At 68.6% G+C, this 26,771-nt stretch carries 31 protein-coding genes; 26 read left to right on the top strand and 5 right to left on the bottom strand.

The window, feature by feature from the left end; genetic code table 11:
• From ACFC09_RS37545 to ACFC09_RS37530, 4 genes are all read left to right on the top strand, one after another.
• A partial coding sequence (locus ACFC09_RS37545; RefSeq protein WP_376536032.1) for a PfkB family carbohydrate kinase occupies positions 1-336 on the top strand: 336 nt, incomplete at its 5' end.
• Positions 333-1,091: an IclR family transcriptional regulator gene (locus tag ACFC09_RS37540; RefSeq protein WP_376536030.1), complete on the top strand. Its 759-nt coding sequence runs from the start codon at positions 333-335 to the stop codon at positions 1,089-1,091. The genes ACFC09_RS37545 and ACFC09_RS37540, both read left to right, overlap by 4 nt.
• Positions 1,092-1,240: 149 nt before the next feature.
• Complete coding sequence (locus ACFC09_RS37535; RefSeq protein WP_376536048.1) at positions 1,241-1,651, top strand: RidA family protein; 411 nt, start codon at positions 1,241-1,243, stop codon at positions 1,649-1,651.
• 110 nt (positions 1,652-1,761) lie between these two features.
• Positions 1,762-2,421 carry a hypothetical protein gene (locus tag ACFC09_RS37530; protein ID WP_376536028.1) on the top strand — a complete coding sequence of 220 codons (660 nt, stop codon included), beginning with the start codon at positions 1,762-1,764 and terminating at the stop codon, positions 2,419-2,421.
• 174 nt (positions 2,422-2,595) lie between these two features.
• Here the strand turns inward: ACFC09_RS37530 and ACFC09_RS37525 are convergent, their stop codons facing one another.
• On the bottom strand, positions 2,596-4,308 hold the full coding sequence (locus ACFC09_RS37525) for a chitinase (protein WP_376536026.1): 1,713 nt from the start codon (positions 4,306-4,308) through the stop codon (positions 2,596-2,598).
• 336 nt (positions 4,309-4,644) lie between these two features.
• On the opposite strand from ACFC09_RS37525, the gene ACFC09_RS37520 reads away from it, so the two are divergent.
• From ACFC09_RS37520 to ACFC09_RS37455, 14 genes are all read left to right on the top strand, one after another.
• On the top strand, positions 4,645-5,487 hold the full coding sequence (locus ACFC09_RS37520; protein ID WP_376536046.1) for a hypothetical protein: 843 nt from the start codon (positions 4,645-4,647) through the stop codon (positions 5,485-5,487).
• A gap of 90 nt (positions 5,488-5,577) precedes the next feature.
• Positions 5,578-6,279 (top strand): Flp pilus assembly protein CpaB, encoded by a 702-nt coding sequence (cpaB, locus tag ACFC09_RS37515; RefSeq protein WP_376536024.1) that lies wholly within the window; start codon positions 5,578-5,580, stop codon positions 6,277-6,279.
• A gap of 12 nt (positions 6,280-6,291) precedes the next feature.
• Entirely contained in the window at positions 6,292-7,539 is a 1,248-nt protein-coding gene (locus ACFC09_RS37510) for a CpaE family protein (protein WP_376536022.1), read from the top strand.
• A gap of 262 nt (positions 7,540-7,801) precedes the next feature.
• Positions 7,802-8,128 carry a pilus assembly protein gene (locus ACFC09_RS37505; protein ID WP_376536020.1) on the top strand — a complete coding sequence of 109 codons (327 nt, stop codon included), beginning with the start codon at positions 7,802-7,804 and terminating at the stop codon, positions 8,126-8,128.
• Between the two features lie 55 nt (positions 8,129-8,183).
• On the top strand, positions 8,184-8,618 hold the full coding sequence (locus tag ACFC09_RS37500; RefSeq protein ID WP_376536044.1) for a TadE/TadG family type IV pilus assembly protein: 435 nt from the start codon (positions 8,184-8,186) through the stop codon (positions 8,616-8,618).
• An 18-nt stretch (positions 8,619-8,636) separates the two neighbouring features.
• Positions 8,637-9,974, top strand: a complete 1,338-nt coding sequence (locus tag ACFC09_RS37495) for a CpaF family protein (RefSeq protein ID WP_376536018.1) — start codon at positions 8,637-8,639, stop codon at positions 9,972-9,974.
• Positions 9,975-9,983: 9 nt separating this feature from the next.
• Complete coding sequence (locus ACFC09_RS37490) at positions 9,984-10,928, top strand: type II secretion system F family protein (protein WP_376536016.1); 945 nt, start codon at positions 9,984-9,986, stop codon at positions 10,926-10,928.
• A gap of 89 nt (positions 10,929-11,017) precedes the next feature.
• A complete protein-coding gene (locus ACFC09_RS37485; protein ID WP_376536014.1) occupies positions 11,018-11,905 on the top strand; it encodes a DUF5936 domain-containing protein in 888 nt (295 codons plus the stop codon).
• 326 nt (positions 11,906-12,231) lie between these two features.
• The gene (locus tag ACFC09_RS37480; RefSeq protein ID WP_376536042.1) at positions 12,232-13,728 is read left to right on the top strand and encodes a sensor histidine kinase; all 1,497 of its coding nucleotides are present in this window, start codon (positions 12,232-12,234) and stop codon (positions 13,726-13,728) included.
• 10 nt (positions 13,729-13,738) lie between these two features.
• Complete coding sequence (locus ACFC09_RS37475) at positions 13,739-14,515, top strand: response regulator (RefSeq protein ID WP_376536012.1); 777 nt, start codon at positions 13,739-13,741, stop codon at positions 14,513-14,515.
• A 125-nt stretch (positions 14,516-14,640) separates the two neighbouring features.
• Positions 14,641-14,871, top strand: a complete 231-nt coding sequence (locus ACFC09_RS37470) for a hypothetical protein (protein WP_376536040.1) — start codon at positions 14,641-14,643, stop codon at positions 14,869-14,871.
• Positions 14,868-15,491, top strand: a complete 624-nt coding sequence (locus ACFC09_RS37465) for a pilus assembly protein TadG-related protein (protein WP_376536038.1) — start codon at positions 14,868-14,870, stop codon at positions 15,489-15,491. Before ACFC09_RS37470 ends, ACFC09_RS37465 begins: the two co-directional genes overlap by 4 nt.
• Positions 15,492-15,524: 33 nt before the next feature.
• Positions 15,525-16,106 (top strand): hypothetical protein, encoded by a 582-nt coding sequence (locus ACFC09_RS37460; RefSeq protein ID WP_376536010.1) that lies wholly within the window; start codon positions 15,525-15,527, stop codon positions 16,104-16,106.
• 7 nt (positions 16,107-16,113) lie between these two features.
• Positions 16,114-16,746: an OmpA family protein gene (locus tag ACFC09_RS37455; RefSeq protein WP_376536008.1), complete on the top strand. Its 633-nt coding sequence runs from the start codon at positions 16,114-16,116 to the stop codon at positions 16,744-16,746.
• 19 nt (positions 16,747-16,765) lie between these two features.
• Here the strand turns inward: ACFC09_RS37455 and ACFC09_RS37450 are convergent, their stop codons facing one another.
• Together ACFC09_RS37450 and ACFC09_RS37445 are read right to left on the bottom strand one after the other, a co-directional pair.
• Positions 16,766-16,960: a hypothetical protein gene (locus tag ACFC09_RS37450; protein ID WP_376536006.1), complete on the bottom strand. Its 195-nt coding sequence runs from the start codon at positions 16,958-16,960 to the stop codon at positions 16,766-16,768.
• Between the two features lie 11 nt (positions 16,961-16,971).
• A complete protein-coding gene (locus tag ACFC09_RS37445) occupies positions 16,972-17,823 on the bottom strand; it encodes a helix-turn-helix domain-containing protein (RefSeq protein ID WP_376536004.1) in 852 nt (283 codons plus the stop codon).
• 276 nt (positions 17,824-18,099) lie between these two features.
• Here ACFC09_RS37445 and ACFC09_RS37440 point away from each other — a divergent pair, with 276 nt between their 5' ends.
• Positions 18,100-18,624, top strand: a complete 525-nt coding sequence (locus ACFC09_RS37440) for an ATP-binding protein (protein ID WP_376536002.1) — start codon at positions 18,100-18,102, stop codon at positions 18,622-18,624.
• Position 18,625: 1 nt separating this feature from the next.
• Here the strand turns inward: ACFC09_RS37440 and ACFC09_RS37435 are convergent, their stop codons facing one another.
• A complete protein-coding gene (locus tag ACFC09_RS37435; RefSeq protein WP_376536000.1) occupies positions 18,626-19,006 on the bottom strand; it encodes a DUF192 domain-containing protein in 381 nt (126 codons plus the stop codon).
• Between the two features lie 274 nt (positions 19,007-19,280).
• Between ACFC09_RS37435 and ACFC09_RS37430 the strand changes: the two genes are divergently transcribed.
• From ACFC09_RS37430 to ACFC09_RS37400, 7 genes are all read left to right on the top strand, one after another.
• Positions 19,281-19,940, top strand: a complete 660-nt coding sequence (locus ACFC09_RS37430; RefSeq protein ID WP_376535998.1) for a hypothetical protein — start codon at positions 19,281-19,283, stop codon at positions 19,938-19,940.
• 53 nt (positions 19,941-19,993) lie between these two features.
• A complete protein-coding gene (locus ACFC09_RS37425) occupies positions 19,994-20,959 on the top strand; it encodes a hypothetical protein (RefSeq protein WP_376536036.1) in 966 nt (321 codons plus the stop codon).
• Positions 20,960-21,097: 138 nt separating this feature from the next.
• Positions 21,098-21,421, top strand: a complete 324-nt coding sequence (locus tag ACFC09_RS37420; RefSeq protein WP_376535996.1) for a hypothetical protein — start codon at positions 21,098-21,100, stop codon at positions 21,419-21,421.
• Positions 21,418-22,692, top strand: coding sequence for a hypothetical protein (locus tag ACFC09_RS37415; protein ID WP_376535994.1), 1,275 nt, complete (start codon positions 21,418-21,420; stop codon positions 22,690-22,692). The genes ACFC09_RS37420 and ACFC09_RS37415 overlap by 4 nt, the downstream gene beginning before the upstream one ends.
• On the top strand, positions 22,689-23,354 hold the full coding sequence (locus tag ACFC09_RS37410) for a hypothetical protein (protein ID WP_376535992.1): 666 nt from the start codon (positions 22,689-22,691) through the stop codon (positions 23,352-23,354). The genes ACFC09_RS37415 and ACFC09_RS37410 overlap by 4 nt, the downstream gene beginning before the upstream one ends.
• Before the next feature lie 927 nt (positions 23,355-24,281).
• Entirely contained in the window at positions 24,282-24,941 is a 660-nt protein-coding gene (locus ACFC09_RS37405) for a hypothetical protein (protein ID WP_376535990.1), read from the top strand.
• A gap of 71 nt (positions 24,942-25,012) precedes the next feature.
• A complete protein-coding gene (locus tag ACFC09_RS37400) occupies positions 25,013-25,981 on the top strand; it encodes a hypothetical protein (RefSeq protein ID WP_376536034.1) in 969 nt (322 codons plus the stop codon).
• A gap of 99 nt (positions 25,982-26,080) precedes the next feature.
• Here the strand turns inward: ACFC09_RS37400 and ACFC09_RS37395 are convergent, their stop codons facing one another.
• On the bottom strand, positions 26,081-26,566 hold the full coding sequence (locus tag ACFC09_RS37395; protein WP_376535988.1) for a hypothetical protein: 486 nt from the start codon (positions 26,564-26,566) through the stop codon (positions 26,081-26,083).
• Between the last annotated feature and the right edge of the window lie 205 nt (positions 26,567-26,771).

The raw sequence follows: 26,771 nt of genomic DNA, 5'->3' as shown, positions 1-26,771 counted from the left end.
GAGCGCGCCGACGGAGGCGGCGGCACCCCGGACATGCGTACCTCCGTGCCCGCCCTGCGGGTCGACGTCGTCGCGCCCGTCGGGGCCGGTGACGCCTTCGCCGCCGGATTCCTCTCCGCGACGCTGCGCGGACTGCCCGTACGGGAGCGGATCCGCTGCGGGCACCTGATGGCCGCCGCCGCCCTCACCGTCCCCGGCGACCTCGCCGTACCCCCCGCCCGGGACCATGCCGACCGGCTGCTCGCGCTGGACGACGCGGCGTGGGGGAGACTTCGACTCGGCCCCGGCTGGACGCGGGCCCCGGGCCGGGCCGACGAGGAGGTACCCACACCATGAGCCAGACCGTCGACCGGGCGCTGACCATCCTGCCGCTGCTCGCCGAGGGCCCCGCCGACCTCGGCCAGGTCGCCGACCGGCTCGGCGTGCACAAGTCCACCGCCCTGCGCCTGCTGCGCACCCTGCACGAACACGGCCTCGTCTACCGCCAGAGCGACCAGCGCTACCGGCTCGGCGCCCGCCTCTTCGCCCTCGCCCAGGAGGCGATGGAGAACCTCGACATCCGCGAGATCGCCCACCCCCACCTCGTCCGCCTCAACGAGAACTGCGGACACACCGTCCACCTCGCCGTGTACGAGGAGCACGAGGTGCTGTACATCGACAAGGTGGAGAGCCGCTACCCGGTGCGCATGTACTCGCGGATCGGCAAGCCCGTCGCCATCACCGTCGCCGCCGTGGCCAAGCTGCTCCTCGCCGACCTGTCCGCCGCCGAGCGCCGCGTGCTCGCGGAACAACTTGACTACCCCCTGTACACCGCCCGGTCCACCCCGGACGCCGCCGCCTTCCTGCGGGAGCTGGACAAGGTCCGGGAGCAGGGCTGGGCCACCGACCTCGGTGGCCACGAGGAGTCCATCAACTGCGTCGCCGCGCCCATCCGGGGCGCCGACGGCCGGGTGGTCGCCGCGATGTCCGTCTCCGCGCCGAACGTCGTCGTCACCGCCGACGAACTCCTCACCCTGCTCCCGCAGGTGCGCCGCACCGCCGACGCAATCAGCGGCGAGTACTCCGGCCGCACCCCGGCCGAACCGCAGTGACCCCGACGACCCCGGTAGCCCCCGCGCCCCACTCGTCCCTTCCCCGTGACCCCCGTGACCCCCGTGACCCCCGTGACCCCCGTGATCCAGCGAAGGACACCCGCATGACCGAGAAGACCGTGAGCGAGAAAGCCGTGACCGAGAAGACCGTGACCGAGAAGATCGCGCTCACCCCCGCGACCCACACCACGCCGCCCGCGCAGTTCTCGCACGGGGTACGGAAGGGCAACATCCTCCAGGTCGCGGGTCAGGTCGGTTTCCTCCCCGCCGAGCCGGGCAAGCCGCCCACACCGGCCGGTCCCGCCCTGCGCGAGCAGACCCTCCAGACCCTCGCCAACGTCAAGGCGATCCTGGAGGAGGGCGGCGCGAGCTGGGACGACGTGCTGATGATCCGCGTCTACCTCACCGACGTCGCCCACTTCGCCGAGCTGAACGAGATCTACAACGCCTACTTCGAGGAGCAGCGGCTCACCCAGCCGCCCGCCGCACGCACCACCGTGTACGTCGGGCTGCCCGCGGGACTGCTGATCGAGATCGACGCGCTCGCGGTACTCGGCTGACCGCATCCGGGAGTTGAGCGCACGCGTGTGCGAGAGCGTCACCAGGTTGAAACCGGAGTGGCGGGCGGGCTGACTGGTTCCGGCACAGGAATGTCGTCCATACTGCCCGCGTGGAGCAGCGCATAGGATCGAGCAGCCAGCCCCTTGAGGGCGCCGGATTCGACCCGGCCTTCATCCCCGGGCTCACCGCGCCCGTGCCGGCGGAGCGGCAGGGCACCGAGCCCGCGGACGCCGCCGAGACCGACGACCCGGCCTCGGCGGACGCGGAGGCGCCCGCCGCGAAGGTCTCCGAGCCGGTCTCCGGGAAGGCCACCGAGCAGACGAAGGAGTCCGAGAAGGAGTCCGCGTCCGCGAAGGGCCCGAAGTCCGAGACGGAAACGGAGTCCGTGGAGGACCCGGAGTCCGAGAAGGACCCGGAGTCCGAGAAGGACGCGGAGTCCGTGGCGGACGATGAGGACGAGCAGGACGAGCAGGACGGCGAGGACTCGTCGGACGGCCCGGTCTTCGAGGCCGCCGACCGCCGCGCCCGGATAGTGGCCGACCAGGAGGGCGTCCGGCTCCGCCTCGACGAGGAGTCCTGCGAGTTCCGCTGGGACGAGATCGGCGCGGTCGAGACGGAGTCGCCCCGCTTCGGGAAGCGGTTCACCATCACGGTGCACACCCCTGACAACCGTTGGTACCCGATCGAGATCGAGGCCACGGCCAGGGCGCGCTTCAAGGAGTGGGAGGACCAACTGGACGCGGTGCTCGACGCCTACTTCGAGGAGTAGCGCCGAGGCCCGCGGGACGCGGTACGGGCAGTACCGCATGGGCAGTACGGCATGGGCAGTACCGCATGGGCAGTACGGAAGAGGGGCGGCGACCGAAGTCACCGCCCCTCTTCTTTTTCTTCTGTGCTTCTTACCCTTCCCCGCCGCTACGGCAGGGCGTTCCCGTCCCCGTCATCACGGCATGGCGTCCACGTGCGGGCCCACCGTGTTCGACCAGGCGTTGCCCGAGGCCGCGTCCCAGTTCGTCGACCAGGTCATCGCGCCCCGCAGGTCGGGGTACGTCTTCGACGGCTTGAAGGAGCCGCAGCCGGTGCCCTTCGTCAGGCAGTCCAGCGCGTTGTTGACCACCGTCGGGGAGACGTAGCCGCCGCCCGCCGCGCTCGGCGAGGCCGGCAGACCCAGGCCGACCTGCGACGGCGCGAGGCCGCCTTCGAGCTGGATGCAGGCCAGCGCGGTCAGGAAGTCCACCGTGCCCTGGCCGTACACCTTGCCGTCGCAGCCGAGCATCGTGCCGCTGTTGTAGTACTGCATGTTGACGACGGTGAGGATGTCCTTCACGTTCAGCGCGGTCTGGAAGTACGAGCCCGACGTGGACTGCATGTCGATCGTCTGCGGGGCCATCGTCAGCACCAGCGAGGAGCCCGCCTTCGTGGACAGCGAGCGCAGCGCCTGCGTCATGTACGTCGCGTTCAGCCCGTTCTCCAGGTCGATGTCGACGCCGTCGAATCCGTACGTCTGCATCAGCGAGTAGACCGAGTTGGCGAAGTTCGTCGCGGACGCCGAGTCGTTCACCGAGACGGTGCCCTTCTCGCCGCCGATCGAGATGATGACCTTCTTCCCGGCGGCCTGCTTGGCCTTGATGTCGGCCTTGAACTGGTCGACGGTGTAGCCGCCGAGACCGGCCGAGTCCAGGTTGAAGGTGACGGCGCCGGGGGTCGAGGTGGCGTCCGCGAAGGCCACCGCGATGATGTCGTAGGCCGACGGCACGTTGGAGATCTTCTGGACGGTCGCGCCGTTGTTGAAGTTCTGCCAGTAGCCGGTCACCGCGTGCTTGGGCACCGTCCCGCCGCCCCCGCCGCCGGTCGTTCCGGTGGTGGCGGTCACCGCGGCCGACTTGCCGGACTCGCCCGCCGCGTTCGTCGCCGTCACCTGGAAGGAGTACGAGGTGGCCGCCGCGAGGCCGGACACCGTCGCCGACGTGCCGGTCACCGCCGTCACCTTGGTGCCGTCACGGTAGACGTTGTAGCCCGTCGCACCGGACACCGTGCTCCAGGACAGGGAGACCGACGAGGACGTCGTACCGGAGACGGCCAGGCCGCCCGGGGTGCCCGGGACCGTCGGGGCCGGGTCGCCGCCGCCTCCGCCGTCCGGGCCGTAGACGGACACGTCGTCCGCGAGGTACGCGGCCTGGCCGTACCAGCCGTGCGTGTAGACGTTGACGGACTTGGTGGAGGCGCCCGTCGTGAACGTCGTCGACAACTGCTTCCACGACGAGGTGTCGGGCGTCCAGGTGGACACGTCGGTGGTGCCGGTGCCCGTCACGCCCAGGTAGGTGTAGCCGCCCTGCACCCACGCGCTCAGCGTGTACGTGGAGTTGGGCTGCACCGCGACCGCCTGGGTGCACTGGGCGTTGTCCTGCCCGGCGGGCGTGGCCTTCAGCGCGCCCGCGCCCGTGTGGGTGGGCGACGAGACCGTCGTACCGCTGTTCGCGGAGCAGGTCCAGTTGGTCAGGCCGGACTCGAAGCCGGCGTTCTTGACGTTGTTGACGTCCGCCGCGGATGCGGGGGCGGCGGCGAGTCCCGCCACGGACAGGGCGAGCGCGGCGGTCACGGACCAGGTCCGGATCCGCCGTCGGCTGCGTCTGGGCGTGCCTGGTGCACGATCCACTGGGGCCTCCGGGTGGGGGAGTGGGCGGGGAGATGGGCGGGGAGAGAACTGGGGACGGTGGCCACCGCTGGCCTGACAATTTGGTCCAGACCAATCCTGCTGTCAAGAGGTCCAGACCAAAGTCCGTGCGTGAGAGATGTTCAACCTGTCCGGATTTGGAGTGAGTTGTGTGAAGGCGGATCGCGTCCGGCCGCACAAACGGTGTTCTCCGGCCACAGCGGCGTGGTTACAGTGCTCCCGTAGTCACGCAGTGAAGTCGTCCCGGAGCACTGGAGTAACACCGAGGGGCCCAGGGATGCGAGGATCGGGGAGCTGCGCGTGCCAACTGCCATTGCCGTGACCAGTGCCGACCTGGCGCTGCCCGCGCAGGACGAACGGACCGTGCCCGCCGTCGTCCTGCGGGACCTCGACAAGCGGCCGCTCGACCATGCGCTGGCGGACCTCCAGACCCTCGTCGAGCAGCACGGACATGTGATCGTCGTAGGCTCGCAGGCCGTACCCGCGGCGGTGACGCAGCGGCTGCACACCCTCAGGTCCCTCATGGAGAGCGACCGCCTCGCCCTGTTCCGGCCCGGCCTGCCGCCCCTCGGCATCGCCGTCCTGGCCCGCCAGTTGAGGCAGCTCGCCTCCTGCGACCTCAGCCCCGGCGTGCTCGCCTCCGCGGGCCGCCTGCTCACCCACTACATCCACGCCGGTGCGGTCCTCGGCTCGGTCGCCAGGCTGGACCGGGTCCCCGTGGGCCTGAGGGCGCACGCCAAGTCCTGGGTACCGGGCAGCCAGTTCGCGGTGGTCGCCCACCCCGAACCGCGGCTCGTGCGCGTCGGACCCGAAGCGACCCTGCCCGGACCCGAGTTCAGCACCTGGATGCTGGTCGCCAAGGGACAGCTCCAGTCCGACTGGCTCGGCACCCTCTCCAAGGCGTGGGGCGCACACGGGCTGCGCGAGGCCCCGCTGCCCGCCGAGTCCGCGAGCTGGTGGGGCACGGGTCGGATCATCGAGTTCTGCAGCTATCTCGCCGACCTGTCGGTCCTCTACCAACTGGTCACGTCGGTACGGCAGAGCACCTGCCACTGGTGCGGCATCGACGTCATCGGCGACCGCTGCGTCTTCTGCTCCGCGATCCCGCCCGGCCACGAACCACCCGCCCCACGGGCCCTCGAACAACGCGCACCCGCGTGACCGCCCGGCCTGCCGCCCCACCCGCACACCGCCACACCGCTCACCCATTGACTGCGCACGACCGATTCCCCCAATGAGGTTGCACGGCTCATGAACTCCCGTCAGCGCCGCGGCGTGATACTCCTGATCCTGTCGGTCGTCTGCGCCCTCGGCGCGTTCGCCGGCGTGCTCTCCGTCATCGACGACGTGAAGTCCAAGGTCGGCCCCGAGGTCACCGCGTACCAGGTCAAGTCCGACGTGGCGCCGTACACGCCGCTGGACACCGGCCAGTTCGAGAAGATCCGGATGCCCGAGCGGTGGCTGTCCGCCAACGCCGTCACCAGCCTGCGGCAGATCCAGGGCAAGATCGCCGTGACCACCCTGCGCAAGGGCTCGCTGTTGCAGAGCGACATGATCGTCGACCAGCCCGCGCTCCAGCCGGGGCAGCAAGAGGTCGCCATCATGATCGACGCGGCCACCGGCGTGGCCGGCAAGATCACCCCGGGCTCCCGGGTCAACGTCTACGCCACCTTCGAGGGCAAGCAGCAGGGCGACCCCGACCAGGCCAAGATCATCGTGACCGGCGCCCGGGTCATCGACGTCGGCAGGCTCACCTCCCTGGAACCGGACGACAAGAGCCGGCAGCCGACCGACGCCGTCCCGATCACCTTCGCGCTGTCCACCCTTGACGCCCAGCGCATCACGTACGCCGAGTCGTTCGCCCAGCGGGTCCGGCTCGCCCTGGTGGCACCCGGCGGCGAGAGCACCGTCCCGGACAAGGACCGCACGTACGAACTCGCGACGGACAAGTGAGAGGCGGCCCGCATGCCCACCAGGATCCTGCCGGCCGTCGGTGACCCGGACGCCGCACGCTCCCTCGTCACCCTGCTCAGTCAGCTCCCCGACGCCGAACCGCTGCCGCCGGTCGTCGACTCCACCCAGCTCGTCGACGCGCTCGCCCGGCTCGCCGCCGAGTCCGTCGACGCACTGCCCGAGGCCGTCGTCGTCCACGAGCGCATCGGCCCCGTGCCCGCGCTCGAACTGGTCCGCGAGGTCGCCCTGCGCTTCCCCGCCGTCGGCGTCATCCTCGTCACCGGCGACGCCGGTCCGGGGCTGTTCTCCGCCGCCATGGACGCCGGGGCCCGCGGCCTGGTCGCCCTGCCGCTCGGCTACGACGAACTCGCGAGCCGGGTGCAGGCGGTGGCCCAGTGGTCGCGCGGCGTACGCCGCCACCTCGGCCACGGCGCCGAGACGATCGGCGGCACGGGCGGCACCGTCGTCACCGTCAGCGGCGCCAAGGGCGGCGTCGGCACCACCCTCACCGCCATCCAGCTCGCCCTCGCCGCCCAGGCGTCCGGCCGGCCCACCGCCCTGGTCGACCTGGACCTCCAGACCGGTGACATCGCCTCCTACCTGGACATCCAGTTCCGCCGCTCCGTCGTCGACCTCGCCGCCATCGCCGACATCACCCCGCGCGTCCTCGCCGAGGCCGTCTTCCGCCACGACACCGGCCTCGCCCTGCTGCTCGCCCCCGGCGAGGGGGAACGCGGCGAGGAGGTCACCGACCGGGCCGCCCGCCAGATCGTCGGGGTCCTGCGCTCCCACTACGAGGTCGTCGTCGTGGACTGCGGCGCCCAGCTCAGCGGCGCCGGCGCGACCGCCGTGGAGACGGCCGACACCGCGCTGTTGCTGACCACCCCGGACGTGGTCGCCGTACGGGGCGCCAAGCGTACGGTGCGCATGTGGGACCGGTTGCAGATCCGCAAGGCGGAGGAGACCACCGTCGTCGTCAACCGGCTCACCCGGAGCACGGAGATCCAGCCGCAGCTCATCCAACGCATCACCGGCACCGCGCTGGCCCGTACGGCGGTCCCGGCGGCCTTCAAGGAACTCCAGGGTGTCGTGGACGCCGGGCGTCTTCATGAACTCGACAGCCGGAGCACGGTGAAACAGGCCCTGTGGGCGCTCGCGGGCGAACTGGGCCTGGCCCGCGCCCCCGACGGACCGGCCCACCGCGGCGGCCGACCGCGCGGCGACCGCGGCGCGGTGAGCTTCCGGCGCCGGAAGGAGTGACGGCATGGCCCGCCTGAGCCGACTTGAGCGGATGACCCTGCCGTGCGGTCTGTACGGTCCGTGCGGTCTGTACGGTCCGTGCCGTCTGTACGGTCCGAACCGGTTGAACCGGCCGAACTGGTTGAACCGGCCGAACTGGTTGAACCGGCCGAACCGGTTGAACCGGCCGTGCCGTTCGAGCCCGCCGCGCCCCCCGGCCCGGCCGGGACACGACCGGGACCGGGGCCAGGACCGTGGCCAGGTCACTGTCGAACTCCTCGGCATGACCCCGCTGATCCTGCTCACCCTGGTGCTGATGTGGCAGTGCGTTCTGGTGGGGTACACCTACACGCTCGCGGGGAACGCTGCGGACGAGGCGGTACGCGCCGGTACGGCCGCGGCCCCGGCCGAGCGGCAGGCCGCCTGCGAGCAGGCGGGCCTTCGGCACCTGTCGGGGGCGTGGAGGGGGAATGCCACGGTGACGTGCGGGGGAAGCGGCTATGTGACCGCCGACGTGTCCCTGAAGGTGCCCGTCCTGTTCCCGGGGACGGTCGCCTTCCCGGTCACCGTGCACGGCCACGCGGGCGCGGTCGAGGAGGCGAAGCACTGAGATGCGCCACGACTGCGACCACGACTGCGACCGCGACTGCGACCGCGACCGCGGCATGAGCGGCGGCGACGGAGACGTCGGCACAGGACTCAGGAGTGGACTCCGGGCCGGCGGCCACCGCGTCCGTCGCCGCAGCCACCGATCACCCCGCCGCCGCGACCGCGGTCAAGTAGCCATCGAATACCTGGGGTTCATCCCCGTTCTGTTGATCGTCGCCCTCGCCGGCATCCAGACCGGTCTCGTCGCGTACACCGCGCAGCAGGCGGGGACGGCCGCGCGCGCGGGCGCGCGGGCCGCCTCGCTGCGGCAGGACGTCGGCCGGGCCTGCACGGCCGCGGTCAGCGACTGGCTCGCCGGCGGCACGCGGTGCGCGACCGCGGAGCTGGGCGACTCGGTCGAGGTCACCGCCACCGTCCACATCCCCACGGTCGTCTTCGGCTGGAACTTCGGGGACGCCCGCAAGTCCGCCACCATGCCGCTCGACCACTGACCGAGGAGCAGCGAAGCCATGAGCCTGCGGGCACGCATCAACTCCCCCGAGGAGCAGGGCAGCCGGGGCGAGGACGGTCACCTGGTCGCCTCCTACCGGGCCAAGCTCCTGGAGGAGATCGACCTCGCGGAGATGAGTTCGCTGGTCGCCGCCGAGCGCCGGGCCCGCCTGGAGCGGGTGCTCGGGCACATCATCAGCCGTGAGGGCCCGGTCCTGTCGACGACCGAACGCGCCCAGCTGATCCGGCGCGTCGTCGACGAGGCACTGGGGCTCGGCATCCTGGAACCACTGCTGGAGGACTCGTCCATCACCGAGATCATGGTGAACGGCCCCGACACGGTCTTCGTCGAACGCGGCGGCCGGGTGGAGCAGTTGCCGCTGCGCTTCGTCTCCGCGGACCAGCTGATGCAGACCATCGAGCGGATCGTCTCCACCGTCAACCGCCGGGTGGACGAGTCCAACCCCATGGTCGACGCCCGTCTCCCGTCCGGTGAGCGCGTCAACGTCATCATCCCGCCGCTGTCCCTGACCGGCCCCATCCTCACCATCCGCCGCTTCCCGCGCTCCTTCACCCTCCAGGAGCTGATCGGCTTCGGCTCCCTGGACGAGCCCATGGTGTTCCTGCTCGCGGGCCTGGTGCAGGCCAAGTTCAACATCATCGTCTCCGGGGCCACCGGTACCGGCAAGACGACCCTGCTCAACGCCCTGTCCGGACTCATCCCGGCGCACGAGCGGATCATCACCATCGAGGACTCGGCCGAACTCCAGCTCCAGCAGACCCACGTGGTACGCCTGGAGTCCCGCCCGCCGAACGTCGAGGGCAAGGGCCAGGTCACCATCCGCGACCTGGTGCGCAACTCGCTGCGTATGCGCCCCGACCGGATCGTGGTCGGCGAGGTCCGCGGCGGTGAGTCCCTGGACATGCTCCAGGCGATGTCCACGGGCCACGACGGCTCCCTGGCGACCGTGCACGCCAACAGCGCCGAGGACGCCCTCACCCGCCTGCAGACCCTCGCCTCCATGTCCGACGTCGAGGTCCCCTTCGTAGCGCTGCACGACCAGATCAACAGCGCCGTCGACGTCCTCGTCCAGCTCACCCGGTTCGGTGACGGCGCCCGCCGGATCACCGAGATCGCCCTGCTCGACAGCCACGGCGGCGAGCCGTACCGGCTGGCCACGGTCGCCCGCTTCGAGGCCCGGCCGATGACCCCCGACGGCCGTGTCCACGGCACCTTCCAGTACTTCCCCCTTCCGCGCCGCACCGCCGACCGCCTCTACATGGCGAACCAGCCACTGCCCCAGGCTTTCGGTGTGGCCCGGAGCGCGGACCAGCTCGCCACCCGAGAGGCCAGGTAGACGGCACCCATGGACCTGTCCACGCTCGTCACGCTCACCACCGGCGTCACCCTGCTGACCTGCGTCCTGGCCGTCGTCGGCGTGCACACCTACGCCTCGGGCCGGGCCCAGCGCGCCGCCCTCGTCGAACGCCTCCGCAGCGCCGGCCAGCTCCCGGACACCGGCCGCCGGCGCCGCTTCCGCAACCTCGACCGCAGACTGCGTCGCACCCGGTTCGGCCGGAAGCTGGAACTCCGGCTCCTGGCGACCGGCCTGGACGTCACACCCGGTGAGTTCTTCGCGTACATGCTCGCCGTGGTCGCCGCCCTCTGGCTGATCGGCCAGGCCGTCCTCGCCCCCTTCTTCGGCCCGATCGCCGGGCTGGCCGGAGTGTGGGCGGCGCTCCTGTTCCTCAACTGGCAGCGCCAGAAACGCATCGAACGCTTCATCAACCAGCTTCCCGAACTCGCCCGCATCCTGGCCAACGCCACCCAGGCCGGCCTCGCCCTGCGCACCGCGATCGGCCTGGCCGCGGAGGAGCTGGAGGCGCCCGCGGGCCAGGAACTGGGCAAGGTGTCCGACCAGTTGGCGATCGGCCACTCCATGGACGACGCGCTGGGCGAACTCGCCGACCGCCTCCCCTCCCGTGAACTGGTCGTCCTCGTCACGACCCTCGTCCTGTCGAACCGGGCGGGCGGCCAGGTGGTCAGCGCGCTGCGCAATCTGACCGAGACGCTGGAGGAGCGCAAGGAGACCCGGCGCGAGATCCGCACCCAGCTCTCCCAGGTGACGATGACCTCGTACGCCGTTCCCGCGCTCGGGGTGGGCGCGTTGTTCCTGATGAACGGGGTCAGGGGCGGCACGCTCGACCGCCTGACCGGTTCTGCGCTCGGCCAGGTCTGCGTGCTCGTCGCGTTCGCGATGTACGCCGTCGGCTTCGTCCTCATCCGCCGGATGAGCCGGATCGACGTCTGACGGCCGAGCACGGAAGGACAGAAGCACGGAAGGACAGAAGCACGGAAGGACGGAAGGACGGAAGGACAGAAGGAAGGAGGGAAATCGGTATGGGACTGCTGTTCGCGGCGGTGATCGGCCTCGGTGTCTTCGGCGTCTTCGCCGGGATCCGGATGTACCGGGCGGACGTCAGGCTGCCCCGCGACCTGGCCGTGGCCCTGGAGGTGGGCGCCACCCGCACCGGCGCGGTGGGCTCGCTGATCGACCGCATGGGCATGCGCTACGCCCCGCTGGTGCTGCGCCTGATGGGACCCGGACGGGTCGCCAGGTACCGCCGCAGGATCGACCTCGCGGGCAACCCCGGCGGCCTGACCATCGACCGGTACGCGGCCCGCCGGGCGGTGTACGGGGCGCTCGGCGGCGTCGGCTTCCTGGTGATGGTGATGCGCGACCAGTACGTCGTCGCGCTGCTGCTGCTCGCCTTCGGCGCGTTCTGGACGGAGGTCGGCCTCTGGTCGGCGATCCGCATCCGCAAGGACGTCATCGAGCGGACCCTGCCGGACTTCCTGGACGTCCTCGCGGTGGTGGTGAGCGCGGGACTCGGCTTCCGGCAGGCGCTGGACCGGGTCTCGGTCAGGTACGAGGGCCCGTGGGCCGACGAACTGCGCATCACGCTGCGCCAGATGGACCTCGGCATGAGCCGCCGCCAGGCGTTCGCGGAACTGCGCCGCCGCAACGACTCGGAGCAGGTGGCGATGTTCGTCACGGCGTTGCAGCAGGGCGAGGAGTTGGGCGCGCCGATCGTCGACACCCTGGTGGCCCTGGCCAAGGACATGCGCCGTACGGACGCGCAGAACGCCCGCCGCAGGGCCGCCCGAGCGGTCCCCAAGGCCACGCTGATGATCACCACGTTCATGGTCCCGGCCACCATGCTGCTGCTGGGCGCCGGACTCCTGCTCGGCTCCGGGGTGGACTTCGGCACCATCGCGGGGAAGTAGACGGGGACGGGCGGGGCCGGGGGATGAGGGCGGTGACGACGACGAGTGGCGGCATGGACCGACGCCGCCGCGTACGCCTGCCGGGATGGGCGAAGGGCACGGCGCCCCGGCCCGAGCCGACGGAGAGCGGACCGGGGGCGACGGGGGCGGCGCGGGAGCCGACCCCGCAGGAGGGTGGGCCGGCCGGGCAGGAGGGCCCGCTGACCCGGCAGGGCGGCGCGCCCGAGATCACGGCCGTGCCGCCCTCGGCCGACCCCGGGACCGAGGGCATCGCCGTGCCGGGCGCGCCCGCGCCGGAGACGCTGCAACTGCGCGCCCTCCACGCGATGTGCCGGCAGGTCTTCGGGTTCCGGCTGGCCATGATCGCCCTGGCCGCTCCGTCCGCCCTGCTCAACGCGTCACCCGGCCTGGGCGCCCGCCTGGTCGGCGCCGCGGTGGTCGTCACGTTCATGGTGTCGTACGTGCTGTTCCGCGACTGGCAGCGCTTCGGCCCGCTCCTCCTGCGCCACCCCACCCTGCTGGCCGCGGACACCCTGATCGGCTCGCTCCTGCTCGTCTCGGCGGGCCCGGACACGACCCTCGCCTACGTCAGCGTCTGCACCCCGCTCCTGGCCGGCCTCCTCTACGACTGGCGCGGCGCCGCCTGCTTCGCCTCGCTCCAGTCCCTGATCCTGCTGCTCGTGCACGCGACCCTGCCCCAGGGCCACCAGACCGACCTCGCCGAGTCGCTGCTCCTGCCCGGCCTGTGCGTCATCACCGGAGCCATGGGCTCGGCCCTGCGCAACGTACTGCTCCGGTTCGGCGCCGCGACCCAGGCCCTGACGACGGTCCAGGCCCGGCTCGCCGCCACCGAGGCGGTGACCGCCGAACGCGCCCGGCTGGCCCGGGAGATGCACGACTCGGTGGCGAAGACCCTGTACGGGGTGGCCCTCGCGGCCGACGGTCTGGCCGCCTCGGCCGCCGCGGGCGCCCGCACCGACCCCGCCCAGATCGAGCAGCAGGCGGAACTGGTGTCCCGCTCGGCCCGCAGGGCGGCGGCCGAGGCCCGCGAACTGCTCACGGACCTGCGCCGCGACCGCATTCCCGGGTACGGCGACGATCCGGCGTACGGCAACGCACCCACGTACCGCGACACCTTCCCGGCCACCGACACCTTCCCGCCCGGCGACTCCTCCGCACCCGCCGACGCCTCCGCACCCGACCATGCAGCCCCCGCACCCGCCGACGCCCCCGCGCCCCGAAATCCCCCCACCCCTACCGCCGGCCCCGCCGCAATCGCCACCCCAACCCTCACCCCAACCCTCACCCCAACCCCCACCCCCATGTCCATGCCCATCCCCGGCGCCGGGTTGCTGACCGACCTGGCGGCGCTCGTCGCGGACTTCCGTACCCGTACCGGCCTCTCGGCCGGGTTCCGCAGGGCCGGTGACCAGGAACTCCCGCCGGTTCCGGCGGCGGTGGCCCGCCACCTCCTCTCCATCGTCTCGGAGGCTTTGGAGAACGCCCACCGCCACGGGGCACCGGCCCGCGTCGAGGTACGGGCGGACGCGCACGCCGACCTGCTACGGCTGAGCGTCCACGACGACGGCCGGGGCCTGCTCCCCGGCACCACTCTCGAACGGCTGTGCCACCTGGGCCATTTCGGCCTGGTCGGCATGGCCGAGCGCGCCGCGTCGGTGGGCGCCCGCCTGCGTATCGGACCGGGCCCGTACTCCCAGGGCACGGAGGTCGTCCTGGAACTGCCGCTGACCAGGCCGACGACACCGCCCCGCACCCCGGACGCGGCCCCAGATGACCAGAGACAGATGACCAGAGACAGATGACCAGAGACAGATGAGAGGAGGCCCCCCGATGCCGGCGAACCCCTTCGAGAACCTCCCGCCGACCACTCCCGCCGCACCGCTCCGGATCGTGGTCGCCGACGACAACCCGGTGGTCCGAGCGGGCCTGACCGCCCTCCTCGCCGGCCGGGGGGACACCACCGTCGTGGCGGAGGCCGCCGACGGCCGCGAAGCCTACGAGGCGACCCTGGAGCACCGCCCCGACGTCGTCCTCCTGGACGTCCGCATGCCCGGCGTCGACGGGCTGGCGGCGCTTCCGCACCTGGCGCCGCTGGCCCCGGTCATGATGCTCACCTACAGCCACGAGGCGGAGACCGTCCAGGAGGCGGTACGCCTCGGCGCGGGCGGCTATCTGGTGCACGGCGAGTTCACCGTGGACCAACTGCTCGCGGCGGTACGGGACATCACCAGGGGCCGCCCGCACTTCACCCCGGCAGCGGTCGGCGCGCTCATCTCCCAGCTACGCTCTCCAAACTCTGCAACTGCACACGACACCCCTCAACTCCCCGCCAATTCACCGGCTGTTTCTCCGCAGAACCTTTCGCAATCGCAATCTTATATGGGACAGTCGGTACGGTCGCGGTTCCAGCTCAGCACGAGGGAGGCGGAGATCATGGACCTCATCGCGTCCGGTCTGAACAACCAGCAGATCGCCGCCCTGTGCTTCATCAGCGAGAAGACGGTCAAGAACCACATCAACCGCATCTTCGCCAAGCTGCACAGCACCAGCCGCGCCCAGGCCGCCGCCAAGTGGCTGGGGGTGGCCTGACATGTGGCCTGACATGCCGGACCACGGCGGGGGTTGGGCCCGGCAATGGGTCCTGGGACCCTGTGCGGAGCGGAGCGCGGCGTCGTACGTTGCCCGGATCGAAGGCGGATCCGGAGGGGGGCACGATGAGCGACCTGATGCTGAGGGCGTCCGTGGCGGCGAAGGTCCGCGTCACCGGCTGGAAGAACACGACGGTCGAAGCCGTCCGGCGGCGGGCCGGCGACCGTGGGCAGACCGCGGTCGAGTATCTGGGCATCATCGCGGTCGTGGTGGCCATCGTCCTGGCGATGACCGGCACGGACATCGGCAAGACGATCCTCGACAAGATCAAGGCCAAGATCGCCCAGCTCACCTGACCCGACGGCGCAGGCGGGGCGACGCGGGGCAGGCCTTCCCCATCTACCTCACGGTGGTGGCGGGTCTGCTCTTTCTCGCGTTCGCCTACCTGGCGGTCGGCCAGGCGGGCGTCAACCGGAACGGCGCCCAGACGGCGGCCGACGCCGCGGCGCTCGCGGCGGCCCAGAACACCCGTGACCAGCTCGCGGGCGCATGGGTGAAGGACTTGCTGGACCCGGCGACCTGGCAGGACATCTTCGACGGTGGCGTGGAACTGAACCCCTCGTGCTGGCGCGCCGAGCAGCTCGCCGCGCAGAACGACGCGACGCTGCGGAACTGCGACGCGCCCGATCCACTGACGTACGACGTCGAGGTCCAGACCGAGAAACCCGTCGGGCGCTCCGTCGTTCCCGGTACGGAGAACATGCGGTCGACCGCGTCCGCGAAGGCGGTGATCGAACCGCTCTGTACGTTCGAGCTTCCCGGCGACGGAGCCGCGGGCACCGCGGGCACCGGGGACGCCGTGGACGCCGTACTGCCCCGGCTCACCTGCGAAGACCGGAACTGGGAGCTGAACCCGGACGATCCCCTCGACCTTCCGGGACCGGAAGATCTCTTTGACGTGCACCTGGCCGACTGACAGCGAACGACGAGTGGAGAAGGAAGCGGAGCGATGAGCATTCGGGGCACTGCGAAGGCTCGCAGAGGTGTGGCTGCCTTGGCCGTCACGGTGGGGCTGGCCGTCTGCGTGGCCGGCTGCGGCGGGGGCGGGGGCGGCGACGGGAAACCGCGGACATCGGCGGCGGCCTCACGGGACGGCGGATCGGACCCGAGCGCGCAGGAGGGCCGGTCGCAGGAGCCCCTGGCCGAACTCCGCGGCCCGGACGGCCTGAACCTGAAGATCACGTCGGCGGACCGGGACCCGGGCGGATTCGTCACCGTGAACGCGGAGCTGAAGAACGACGGCAGCCAGGACGCCGTGCTCTCCTCGCAGCTCACCGGCAACGAGACCGAGATCATGAAGAACGGCCAGTCGTTCGGCGGAGCCACGCTGGTGGACTCCAAGAGCAGGAAGCGCTACTACGTCCTCCGCGACACCGACGGCCGCCCCCTCACCACCACCGGTGTCCAGACGGTCAGGGCGGGCGACACCGTTCCCATCTTCATGCAGTTCCCGTCGCCCCCGGCGGACACGGCCGAAGTGACGTTCCAGCTGCCGACGTTCTCCACCGCCACCATCCAGATCTCCGGGTGAGGCACACGTGACCACCAGACCCCGCCTCCCGCTGGCCGCGGCCTGCGCCGCCCTCCTCGTCGCCGCCACCCTCCACGGCGCCACCACGGCCGCGGCCGACGCCACCGACCCCAGCGTTCCGCCGGGCACCGAGGCATCGCCCTCCGCCCCGGTCGAGGTCGACCCCAACGACCCGGATCTGAAACTCCCCGAGGGCGCCACGCTCGCCTCCCCCAAGGTGCTGGACATCAAGTCGGTGGTGGAGGACCAGAGCGGCGACGAACGCCGCGAGGACACCAACGCCGACGTGACGTTCGCCCTCCAGGCCGAGGTGCTGTTCGGCAAGGACAGCGCCAAGCTGAGCGCGGAGGCGAAGGCCCGGATCGCGACGATCGCGGAGGAGATCAGGAACCAGCACGCGACCCAGGTGCGGGTGTTCGGCTTCACCGACGACCTGGGCTCCGCGGCCCACGGCGACGTCCTCTCCAAACAACGGGCCAACGCCGTACAGGCGGTACTGGACCAGGACCTGAACGACCCCACCGTCACCTTCGAGGTACGCGGCTACGGCGAGCAGTACCCGATCGCCGACAACTCCTCGGAGGCGGGCCGCAAGAAGAACCGCCGCGTGGAGGTGACGTTCCCGCGGACGGGGGGCTGACACCGGGCGAGGGCGCCCCCTAAAGCAGGTGATCCACTTTGCCCGCCTTGATCTCCCGGACAAGAGCACGCAGCGCATCACGGCTGTCCGTGACGAAGCGCTCCTCCTGCCCGGCGACGGCGATATAGGCGTTGCCGGTGGCGTCGGTGCCTATGCGAAAGCAGTTGTTGCCCTCGCCGCAGAAGGGGTCTTCCCAGGTGATTCCTGTGACCATCGTTGGCTCCCTCAGAGTTCGCGGGCGACATTGCGGACGACGTCACGAGAGGCTGCCGAGGGCAACGCCGCATGCTCCATCCAGTCCAGATGGGTACGGTACTTGGTGAGCTGAGCCTCCGCGCCGGTGAATTCCGGTCCATGCGCGGAGTCCAGTTGCACGGTGTCGAGTTGCGGCACCGTCCCGTCCGCGTAGAGCAGCGCGTGTCCGGCTCCGGGGAATCCGCCCACGCTCGTCGGGATGACACGTACGTCGATGCTGTCGCGCTCGGACTGAGTGGCCAGGTGATCGAGTTGCCGACGGGTCACTTCGGTGCCGCCGTAGGGCATACGCAGCGCGGCCTCATGGACGTAAGCAACATACGGAAGCGGCGCAGCCCGGTCGAACACCTGCTGTCGCTCCATGCGATGGGCCACTCTCAACTCGACTTCGAGCCGGCTCAGCGGTGGCAGCACGGCGGCGAAGACAGCACGGGCGTAATCCTCGGTCTGGAGCAGCCCAGGTGCATGCATGATCTGCGCGGTCCGCACCCGGGAGGCGTGCCACTCCAACTCGGCGATGTCCAGGAGCCCGGCGGGCAGGGTGCCCCGGTACTGCTCCCACCAACCCCGCTCCTTGCCCTCGGCCATGGTGACCAAAGCGGTGACGTAACTCTGCTCCGCACAGGAGTAATTGCAGGCCAGTGTGTGGATGCGCTCGGCGGAGAAGGGCCGGATGCCGGACTCCATGTTGGACAGCCGGGTCCGGTCGATGCCGAGGAGGCCGGCGGCGTACTCCGTGGTGGCCCCGGCCGCGAGCCGCATCTTGCGCAACTCGGCCCCCAGCCGCTTCTGCCGCTCCGTCGGCGTGTTTCTTGTCGCCATGCCACCCCTTCTCGCACCGTGGTGGGCCACAGTCTGCCGGTTGGCATCGCCACCGGTCCACCAATGGTGGGGGTAATTATCTCCGAATCGTTGGACACTGTGCCAGCAAATCCCTACAGTCGGTGATGGGTCGATCACGACGACCCGCTGGCCGGAAGCGCATCGCGCGAGCCTGCCCGCACCCTCCTGCCCTGGGAGTGGCGGGCCCGCGTCGGGGAGACAGGCCACCGGCCGCTACGCACACCAATCCACCCGCGTGCCAAGGGAGTTGTCGCCATGCCCGCACCCATCACCACCTGTCCGCCGCCACCCGCCGCGGACCGTCCTCCCGCTCACCCCACCCCCGAAACGCTCGCCTACAGCTTCACGCTCCCGGCGGCGCCGTACAGTCCGTCGATCATCCGGGCGGCGACCCGCACGATCCTGCGCGCCCACGGCCTGGAGGACGTGACGGACGCTGCCGTCCAGGTGGTGGGCGAACTGGCCTCTTGCGCCTGCCGCTTCACCACCACGGAGGTGTACGTATCCCTCCGCTACCGAGACCGGGCCCTACGCGTGACCCTCTACGACGGCCACCCCCACCACTCCGGCCGCCACGCGGCATCAGCATGCGAAGCCCGTCGCCGAGCCGCCCTGCGTGTGCTGTCCTGCGTGGTGAAAGCGTGCTGCGGCGCCTGGGGTTTTGACGACGCCCGCGAACCGGCCTGGGGTACGCGCATGTGGGCGGTGCTGCCGAGGGACGGCGCGCGAACCTATCTGGCGGACCCGCGCGAGCGACCGGCGGGCAGTCCATCTGCCTGACTCACCCGCCCTCCGCACCCCTTTCCGCCGCGATCTCCACCATCCCCCCGACCCGCACACCCCATCCCGCCATCACCCCGGCCTCCGCCTCCAGTACATGCCGGGAACGGAGCCGGGGCAGCCCGAGTCGCCCCGGTTTCATGGTGCGTACGGCGATGACGTTCAGACGGCGATCGAGGTAGGCGACGTCGATCGGGATGCGCATGCCGAAGGTGTGCACGCTGACGGCGGGCGAGAGCATGATCGCCCCGTTGACGGCGTCCCGCCCGAGCAGCCCTCGGGTGCGGGCCCGATAAGAGGCGGCGATCTCCAACGGAACCGAGACCTCACCTCTCTCCCCCCGAACAATCAATGTCCCCTGCCCGTCCCGCCAACGCCCCATCCCGGACACCTCCTGCGGCAGTCTTCCGCGCTGTCCGAACGTGTATGCAGGGGCGTTGGCCATTTTCTGTGCACAACTGGAACTTCGGATTCGCCGCAGTGCATCGCGAACGGGCTGGCATCCGAGGTAACGGTTGCATCGCAACAGAGTTGGTGAAGAGGTGATTTGGGCTCATACGCGGCGTCAGTCGAGCGGTGTCATCCTGGTGTGGTGCCGTGGTCCCTGGATAGCGTTGGTGCGCTGAAGAGAAGTCTCAAGTCACCGGGAGCCGACCGTGAACCGCCGCCCCACCTTGCTCGCAGCGATCGCGCTGACCGCCACTGCGGCCCTGTCGCTGTCCGCGTGCGGGAGCGATGACAGTCCCAAGGGGAAGGACAACGACAAGATCGCGGGCGCGGACACGGGGAAGGAGACGTCGGCCTCCCCGAGCCCGAGCGCTTCGGACTCCGCCGCTCGTCCGAAGATCACCTTCCCGTCGGACGCGAAGAACGTCTTCGAGTACGAGAAGACCGGCGACGCGACGAAGGACGCGGCGCTCGCGGACAGCACGTTGAGCGTCAACTCCGTTGACGAAGCCATCCTCAAGGGCACCACCGACACGAAGGCGCTCGGCTTCTACAACCGGGACAAGGCGCTGAGCGGGTCGATCTCCTATGCGCTCGGATACATCGACAAGGGGCATACGTGGGTCGGTGAGACCCGCTACTACGACTACAAGGTGTCTCTCTCGGGTGACGACGGGGCGTACGTCACCTACTGCTCCGACGAGAGCAAGTCGTTCATCAAGGACAAGAAGACCAACAAGGTGAAGAACACGCCGACGACAGCGGATAGCTACGTGCTGTACCACACCAAGCTGGTGAAGAACTCCGCGGGGGTTTGGCAGACCACTGTCGTTTCATCTACTCGGGGGGACAAGGCGTGCCAGCCGTAGTGAACTGTGCAAGAGGCGCAAGTGTTCTCGTATGTGCCTGTGTTGCTGTGTTCATGGCTCCCGTGGCGTATGCCGGTGGGCGTGGGGAGGACGGAAACCGCCAGTCCGAACAGCAGGCCAACACCAATGGGAAAGGCGATCTCTCGGTGACCGTGGCCGGCGTCGTCTTCGACCATTCGAAGAACGGAACTGGAAACTCCGCGGGCCCATTGGCGTCGACCACGTCCTGGACTCCCCCCGCGTGTTGGTATGCCCCGAAGTACACACCGGCACAGTTGCAGGCGTACTTGGAGCCGATCTGGGCGGCTGATTCCACGGGTTACGAGTGGGATGCCCAGCAGCGCGAGAAGTACAACGCCCTCGATCCCGACAAGGGCTTCAACAAGGACAAGACCGGGGACGGCTACTGGTGGGGCTCATACGTCAACGAGAGCTATCCCCCGGGCTGGGACGCCTGCGATGAGGACTACTTCTGGGTGGACGAGGGCGACGCTCCGCCCGCCGATGTGAAGAATGCCATCACTCCGGAGATTCTGGCTGGTCTGGCCTACAACGAGATCCGTGTTCCGGGTACGGAGGTGGCGTTGGCGCCCGCTGGGCAGACGAAGGTGAATCTGCCGACCTGGGCCTGGCTCGACGGGGCCGAGTTCAAGCCGGTGTCTGTCACTGCGTCGGTTCCGGTGCTCGGTCTGACAGCGACGGCGACGGCGGAGCCGCTCTCCTTGAAGATCGAGCCGGGCACCGCGGACGCCGTCACCTATCCGCCATCCGGTGTGTGCGAGATCAGCGGCAGTGGCGGCATCGGGGAACCCTATGCGCGGGGCAAGGCCGAGCGGACTCCGCCGTGCGGCGTGAAGTACCTGCATTCCTCGGGTGGGGGTTCGTACCCGCTCAGGGCCACGGTCACCTGGAAGATCACCTGGACCGGTACCGGTGGCGCCGGTGGCGATCTGCCCGATGGCTCGTTCGGCGCGACGCAGGACGTGGTCGTACAGGAGATCCAAGCCGTCAACCGCTGACCGCCTTGGATCGGAAGGGGCGCGGTCAGGCGAACTCCCGCCATCCGCGCGGGGGATCGTCCGGCTCGTCCTGGGGGGAAAGGGATACGCTGGCAGGCTCATGCACGCCGTAAGCAACGGGGAGAGGCAGCAGACCGAATGGCGGACCGGCTGGCCGTTGATGACGATGAACTTGCCCACTTCATGAAGATGTTGAGGAAATCGAGCGACTCCCTGAGGGGCCTCCGTAGGGCGTTGACTGATGCCACCGTGACCGGGCTGGGCACGGACGACCTGGATGCCGCGTGTGAAAGTTTCCAGGAGGACTGGAAGTACGGCACCGAACAGATCGGCGAGCAGACCGAGGGCCTTGCGAAGATCATCGGTCAGAGCAAGGACAGTTACAACGAAGTGGACAAGGCCCTCGAAGAAGCGCTGAAGAAGGCCGCGGCGGGCAAGGGTAAGTCGGCAGGTTCACCGTGAACCCTGATTACCCGCATCTGGGTTTCAACCCTGCGCCGGGCAGCACGGACACGGTACGTGATCTGTACAAGAAACTCGGGAACTGTGCCAGGGTTCTGGAGGAGAGCCATGACCTGGTGACCAAATTAACGGACGGAAGCTATTGGAAGGGTGACGCCGCGGTTGCTTTCCGTGAGGAATTGCAGAGCGGGCCGCTTCCGCTGAATCTGAAAAATGCCGTGCGCTCCATCGACAAGGCCGCCCAGCAACTGGAACGGTGGGAGGGCGAACTCGACGACTTCCAGAGTCGAGCCCGACGCCTGGAGAACGATGCGAAGGACGCGCGGGCGGCGTTGGACACCGCTCAGGGCCGGGCGAGTAAGGCGGAGAAAGATCCCGGCCTGGACAAGAAGGGTACCCGTCACGACGACGCCCAGAAGGCGGTCACCCACGCCAACACCGCTGTCCAGGAAGCCCAGGCCGAACTCGACAAGATCATTGCCAAGGCGAGGAGACTCGCCGAAGAGCACGAGGGGAAGGCCCGGTACCGGGCGGAAAAGATCAGCGATGCCACGACGAAACTAGCTCCGCACGAGCCGGGTGCGTGGGACAGGTTCACGGACTGGCTGGGCGACAATTTGCCCGACATACTCAGCGCGTGTGCGGCGGTCTTGGGCGTGATCGCATTGTTCGCGACCGGACCGCTTGCGGTGGCGATGCTTCTCGTCGGTGCGGCGCTGTTCAGCGGAACAGCACTTGCTCTGCGGCTGCAGGACGACGAGGTGCTCGCTTCCTTGAAAGACGGATTCACGAAGGGTGAACTCGACCTTGACTTCTGGACCAATACCATTGCCGTTGTCGGAGATGGATTTGGCGCCATCCCGGGGATCGGGGCCGTGGGCAAGGGACTCCTGAAGGCACCCGAAGCGTTGTCTGCCGCAGCGCGTGCGGCAGACGAGACTTTCACGTTCACGCAGAAGGTTGCCACGGTTGGAGTGTCGATCCGCGAGGAGGCCGTCGCGATCTCCGATGCACCGGGCGTGCTGGAAGGCATGAGGGTTTTCGGGGCGCGTACTGAGCAGATCCTGCCGAAGGTGGAGACGACGGCAACATGGCTCGGGGCGGGAACGGCCGTTTACGGGCTTGCGGGTAGCGTCTACGACACCTTGGACAGCGACGGGGCCAAGGTGACGTCGAACGTTCTGGACGGAGTTCGAACAGGCGCGATTGACGGGACGGGCACGGCCAGCATTCTGAAGTACCTCTTCAGGGGGGTGTCGGAAGCTTCATGAGCTCGGACGCCTTCGCCATTGACCCGTCCGCGCAGATGCCCGACGCGGATATCTGGTTCGCGCTCCCACCGGGCTTCATACCGCTTCCTGTCGAGAGGATTCTCGCAGGGGAGAGCGCGCCGGGGGGCGAGGAGCACGTGGGCGGTCCTTCGGCCGAACGCTTGGCGGTGCTGGACGGCTCTCCGGGCCGGGAACAAATTGTGCCCCTTCTTGCACTGGTGCGCCGTCTCACCTATATGTTGGCGTGGAACCGGGTCATCCACTGTTCGGTGGGAGTGCATCGCGACGACGAGGGAGACGACAGCCTGCTCTTGTCGCTCTTTACGCTCGCCTGGCGGGAAACCGCTTGGGCGCCGCGCAGCGTGACAGCCGCTCGTTCCGCTGGGGCGGTGTCCGATGCTGTGCACAGGGAGACCCTCGATCTTCCTTGTGGTCCCGGCTCTCTGGTGGAAACCCGCGTTACGCCACAGATCGAGGGCCTGACGCAGGAGTTGCTTCAGGTCGCCGCCTACGTGCCGTATCCAGATGCGCGGAGGCTGGCCATCCTTACTCTCTCAACAACGGCCACGCACCACAGCGACCACTACCGGAACCTGCTACGGGAGACTGCTCGCATGGTTACCTTCGGCAACCCGCTACCGACCCATGATGGCGAAGTGTGACATGTCCTCCACGTCAAACTCACCGGCGTCTTCCGTCGCTTGGGACGATGCCGCAACTAAAGGCGCCTGGACAAAACTATTCACCTTCGCCGTTCTTGGTCAGGTACTCTGGCCAGTAATGAGCCTCGGCGCCTTCGTGCTCATGATATTTCTGGGGAAATGGTCGATGTGGTTCTTGTTGCCAGTCTCCCTCTACGCGTTGTACCGAGCTTTTATCCAGCGTCAGTACATTGTCTCAGCCGTGCAGATGCGCCGAATCCTGAAGGTGTACCCGTGGCGGAGTCAAGAGACTCCTGAGAGCGGGATTGGGCAAATCCCCGGGGCGAAGCTCGGTGATGTCTGGCTTGCGTTTCCTAATCCTGACCAACCAGACACCTTGGTTCAGGTCATCCTTCACGGTCATGTGCGATCCGTGTGGTGGCGGCGTCGTCTCGGCCGTGGCTGTGACACCGAGAAGACCGCTCAAGTGGCGACAGTCTGGTTCGCCGGCGACCCACGTTTTGCTGGAGTAGTCGCGGTTCCTGGCCCGAGGCGTCTGTTTCTGGTCTACCAGCTCGTTGGAGCGCGGACCGGCGGCGAGCAAGAGATCTCGCCTGAGGCACTTTCCCGAGCCCAACTAGCCGGCGTGAAGCGCTCCGTAATCGGTGAGCGTGTCACTCCCTGACACTGACCGCCGGTCTCAAGGTGCAGACAGGCGTTGCGTCGGCCGTAGCTCGACCTCGAAGCACTTCGGAGCGTCGGATTCGCCGCAGTGCATCGCGAACGGGCTGGCATCCGAGGTAACGGTTGCATCGCAACAGAGTTGGTGAAGAGGTGATTTGGGCTCATACGCGGCGTCAGTCGAGCGGTGTCATCCTGGTGTGGTGCCGTGGTCCCTGGATAGCGTTGGTGCGCTGAAGTGAAGTCTCAAGTCACCGGGAGCCGACCGTGAACCGCCGCCCCACCTTGCTCGCAGCGATCGCGCTGACCGCCACTGCGGCCCTGTCGCTGTCCGCGTGCGGGAGCGATGACAGTCCCAAGGGGAAGGACAACGACAAGATCGCGGGCGCGGACACAGGGAGTGAGGCGTCGGCATCCCCGACCGCGTCGGCTTCGATGAGCGCCGGCCGCCCGAAGATCGAACTGCCGTCCGACCTTTCGTATACCTTCGACTGGCCCAGGACGGGTGACAAGGACAAGGACGCGATCCTGGCTGATGGAGAGCAGTCCATCAAGGCGGTGGACCTTGCCATCGTGAACCAGGACGCAGTTGACAAGGCGTACCTCTACTACTACGAGGGTGAAGCGGCCGCCGGCGCGCAGAAGTTCATTCAGGAATACGTGGACGCCAAGGTCAGCATCACGGGGGCCTACCGCTTCTATGCCCCTGAAGTGGCCGTCGAAAAGGGCGGCAGTGCTTCCCTCAGCTATTGCGAGGATCAGGGGAAGGCATACGTGAAGGATCTGAAGACCAACGAGGCCCGAAAGACCAAGGTCACTTCTGAAAGTTACGTGGTCTATCACACTTCACTCAAGAAGAACGACAAGGGCGTCTGGGCGATCCAGAGGATCGACTCACAGAGGGGGAGCGCCAAGTGCCAGCCCTGACAAATGGAAGCAAGAAGATTCTTGGTGTGGTTGCTGCCTGCGTGTGTCTGTCGTTCTTCGCCTGCCCTGGCATGGCGAGCGCCGACGATTCACCTACCGGAGGCACGTTGGAGTCGACTGATACGCAGCAGCAAGCCAACGTCAGTGACAAAGGCGACCTCTCTGTCACCGTCGGCGCCGTAGTCTTCGACCGTTCGAAGAACGGCACCGGCAACTCCGCGGGTCGGCTGACGTCGACCACTTCCTGGACGCCGCCGGCCTGCTGGTATGCGCCGAAATACACTCCGGAAAAGTTGCAGGCGTATCTGGAACCGATCTGGGCGGCCGATTCGACGGGTTCCGAGTGGGATGCCCAGCAGCGCGAGAAGTACAACGCCCTCGATCCTGACAAGGGCTTCAACAAGGATAAGACGGGCAAGGGTTACTGGTGGGGCTCGTACGTCAACGAGAGTTACCCTCCGGGCTGGGACGCCTGTTTCGACAAGGAATACTTCTGGGTGGACGAGGGCGATGCCCCACCTGCCGATGTGAAGAATGCCATCACTCCGGAGATTCTGGCTGGTCTGGCCTACAACGAGATCCGTGTTCCGGGTACGGAGGTGACGTTGGCGCCCGCTGGGCAGACGAAGGTGAATCTGCCGACCTGGGCCTGGCTCGACGGTGCCGAGTTCAAGCCGGTTTCTGTCACTGCGTCGGTTCCGGTGCTCGGTCTGACGGCGACGGCGACGGCGGAGCCGCTCTCCTTGAAGATCGAGCCGGGCACCGCGGACGCCGTCACCTATCCGGCATCCGGTGTGTGCGAGATCAGCGGCAGTGGCGGCATCGGGGAGCCCTATGCGCGGGGCAAGGCCGAGCGGACTCCGCCGTGCGGCGTGAAGTACCTGCATTCCTCGGGTGGGCGTTCGTACCCGCTCAGGGCCACGGTCACCTGGAAGATCACCTGGACCGGTACCGGTGGCGCCGGTGGCGATCTGCCCGATGGCTCGTTCGGCGCGACGCAGGACGTGGTCGTACAGGAGATCCAAGCCGTCAACCGCTGACGAACCGGAAGCCGTCCGGAAACGACGCCGGACTTACGTGATCACGAAACGGACGGCGCACCGCCTCGCCGAAGCCCTGACGCCGCCCTGCGAGCGAAGTCACTTCCTCCTTTGCTTCTTCCTTGCACCAGTGCTCTGACTTGAACCGGCGCCCTGACTTGTGCTCTGACTTGAACCGCCCCTTCGATCTTGTCCCTGTTCCGGCGGGCGCCGTGTCCAGGAAGCCGAAAGGCCTTCCGGCTGCGAGTGAGCAGCAGCGGCTACCTGAGACTGGCGCGACGGTGACTGCCGGTCAGGGGGCGTGGCGCTCTCCACGCGCACCTCCGGCGGAATCAGTTGTGGGCGATAGTGGTAGTTGTATGCCTGTATGTACTGGGGGTACATTTCTGCCATTTCGCGCAAATTGGTAGCATATTCATTCGAGGTTTCGTTGAGGTTCATATTGGCCATATCCAGACTGAGATACGTCGCCTGCATGGCCTCGAAGTTTGCGAATTCCCTAAGGTCCATGTATTCGTTGTGCCAGAGGGGATTATTCTGGGAAGGGTCTTCCTGAGAATCCGGCATGGACATCTCGTCTGCCACATTCACTCCTGTGGTGAGTTGACTCGATCCGCACAGAACGCCGAAGAACATAGCCGATCTCACGCCGCCGAAAGAGGTGGAAGGCCCTCCGGCGGTATGAGGCGGCCTCGGCGCGTGTCTCTACAACGGTCGCGACCATCCAGAGGTTCAATGCCGACCTGGCGCGCTGTGTGTGGAGCGCACGGGCTCGTCCGCTCGTCTGCCA

Origin of the sequence: Streptomyces sp. NPDC056161 (assembly GCF_042268025.1) — a bacterium.
Classification (GTDB): Bacteria; Actinomycetota; Actinomycetes; order Streptomycetales; family Streptomycetaceae; genus Streptomyces.
Note: the sequence above shows the minus strand (reverse complement) of the source record. Positions and strands in the feature narration are given on the sequence as shown.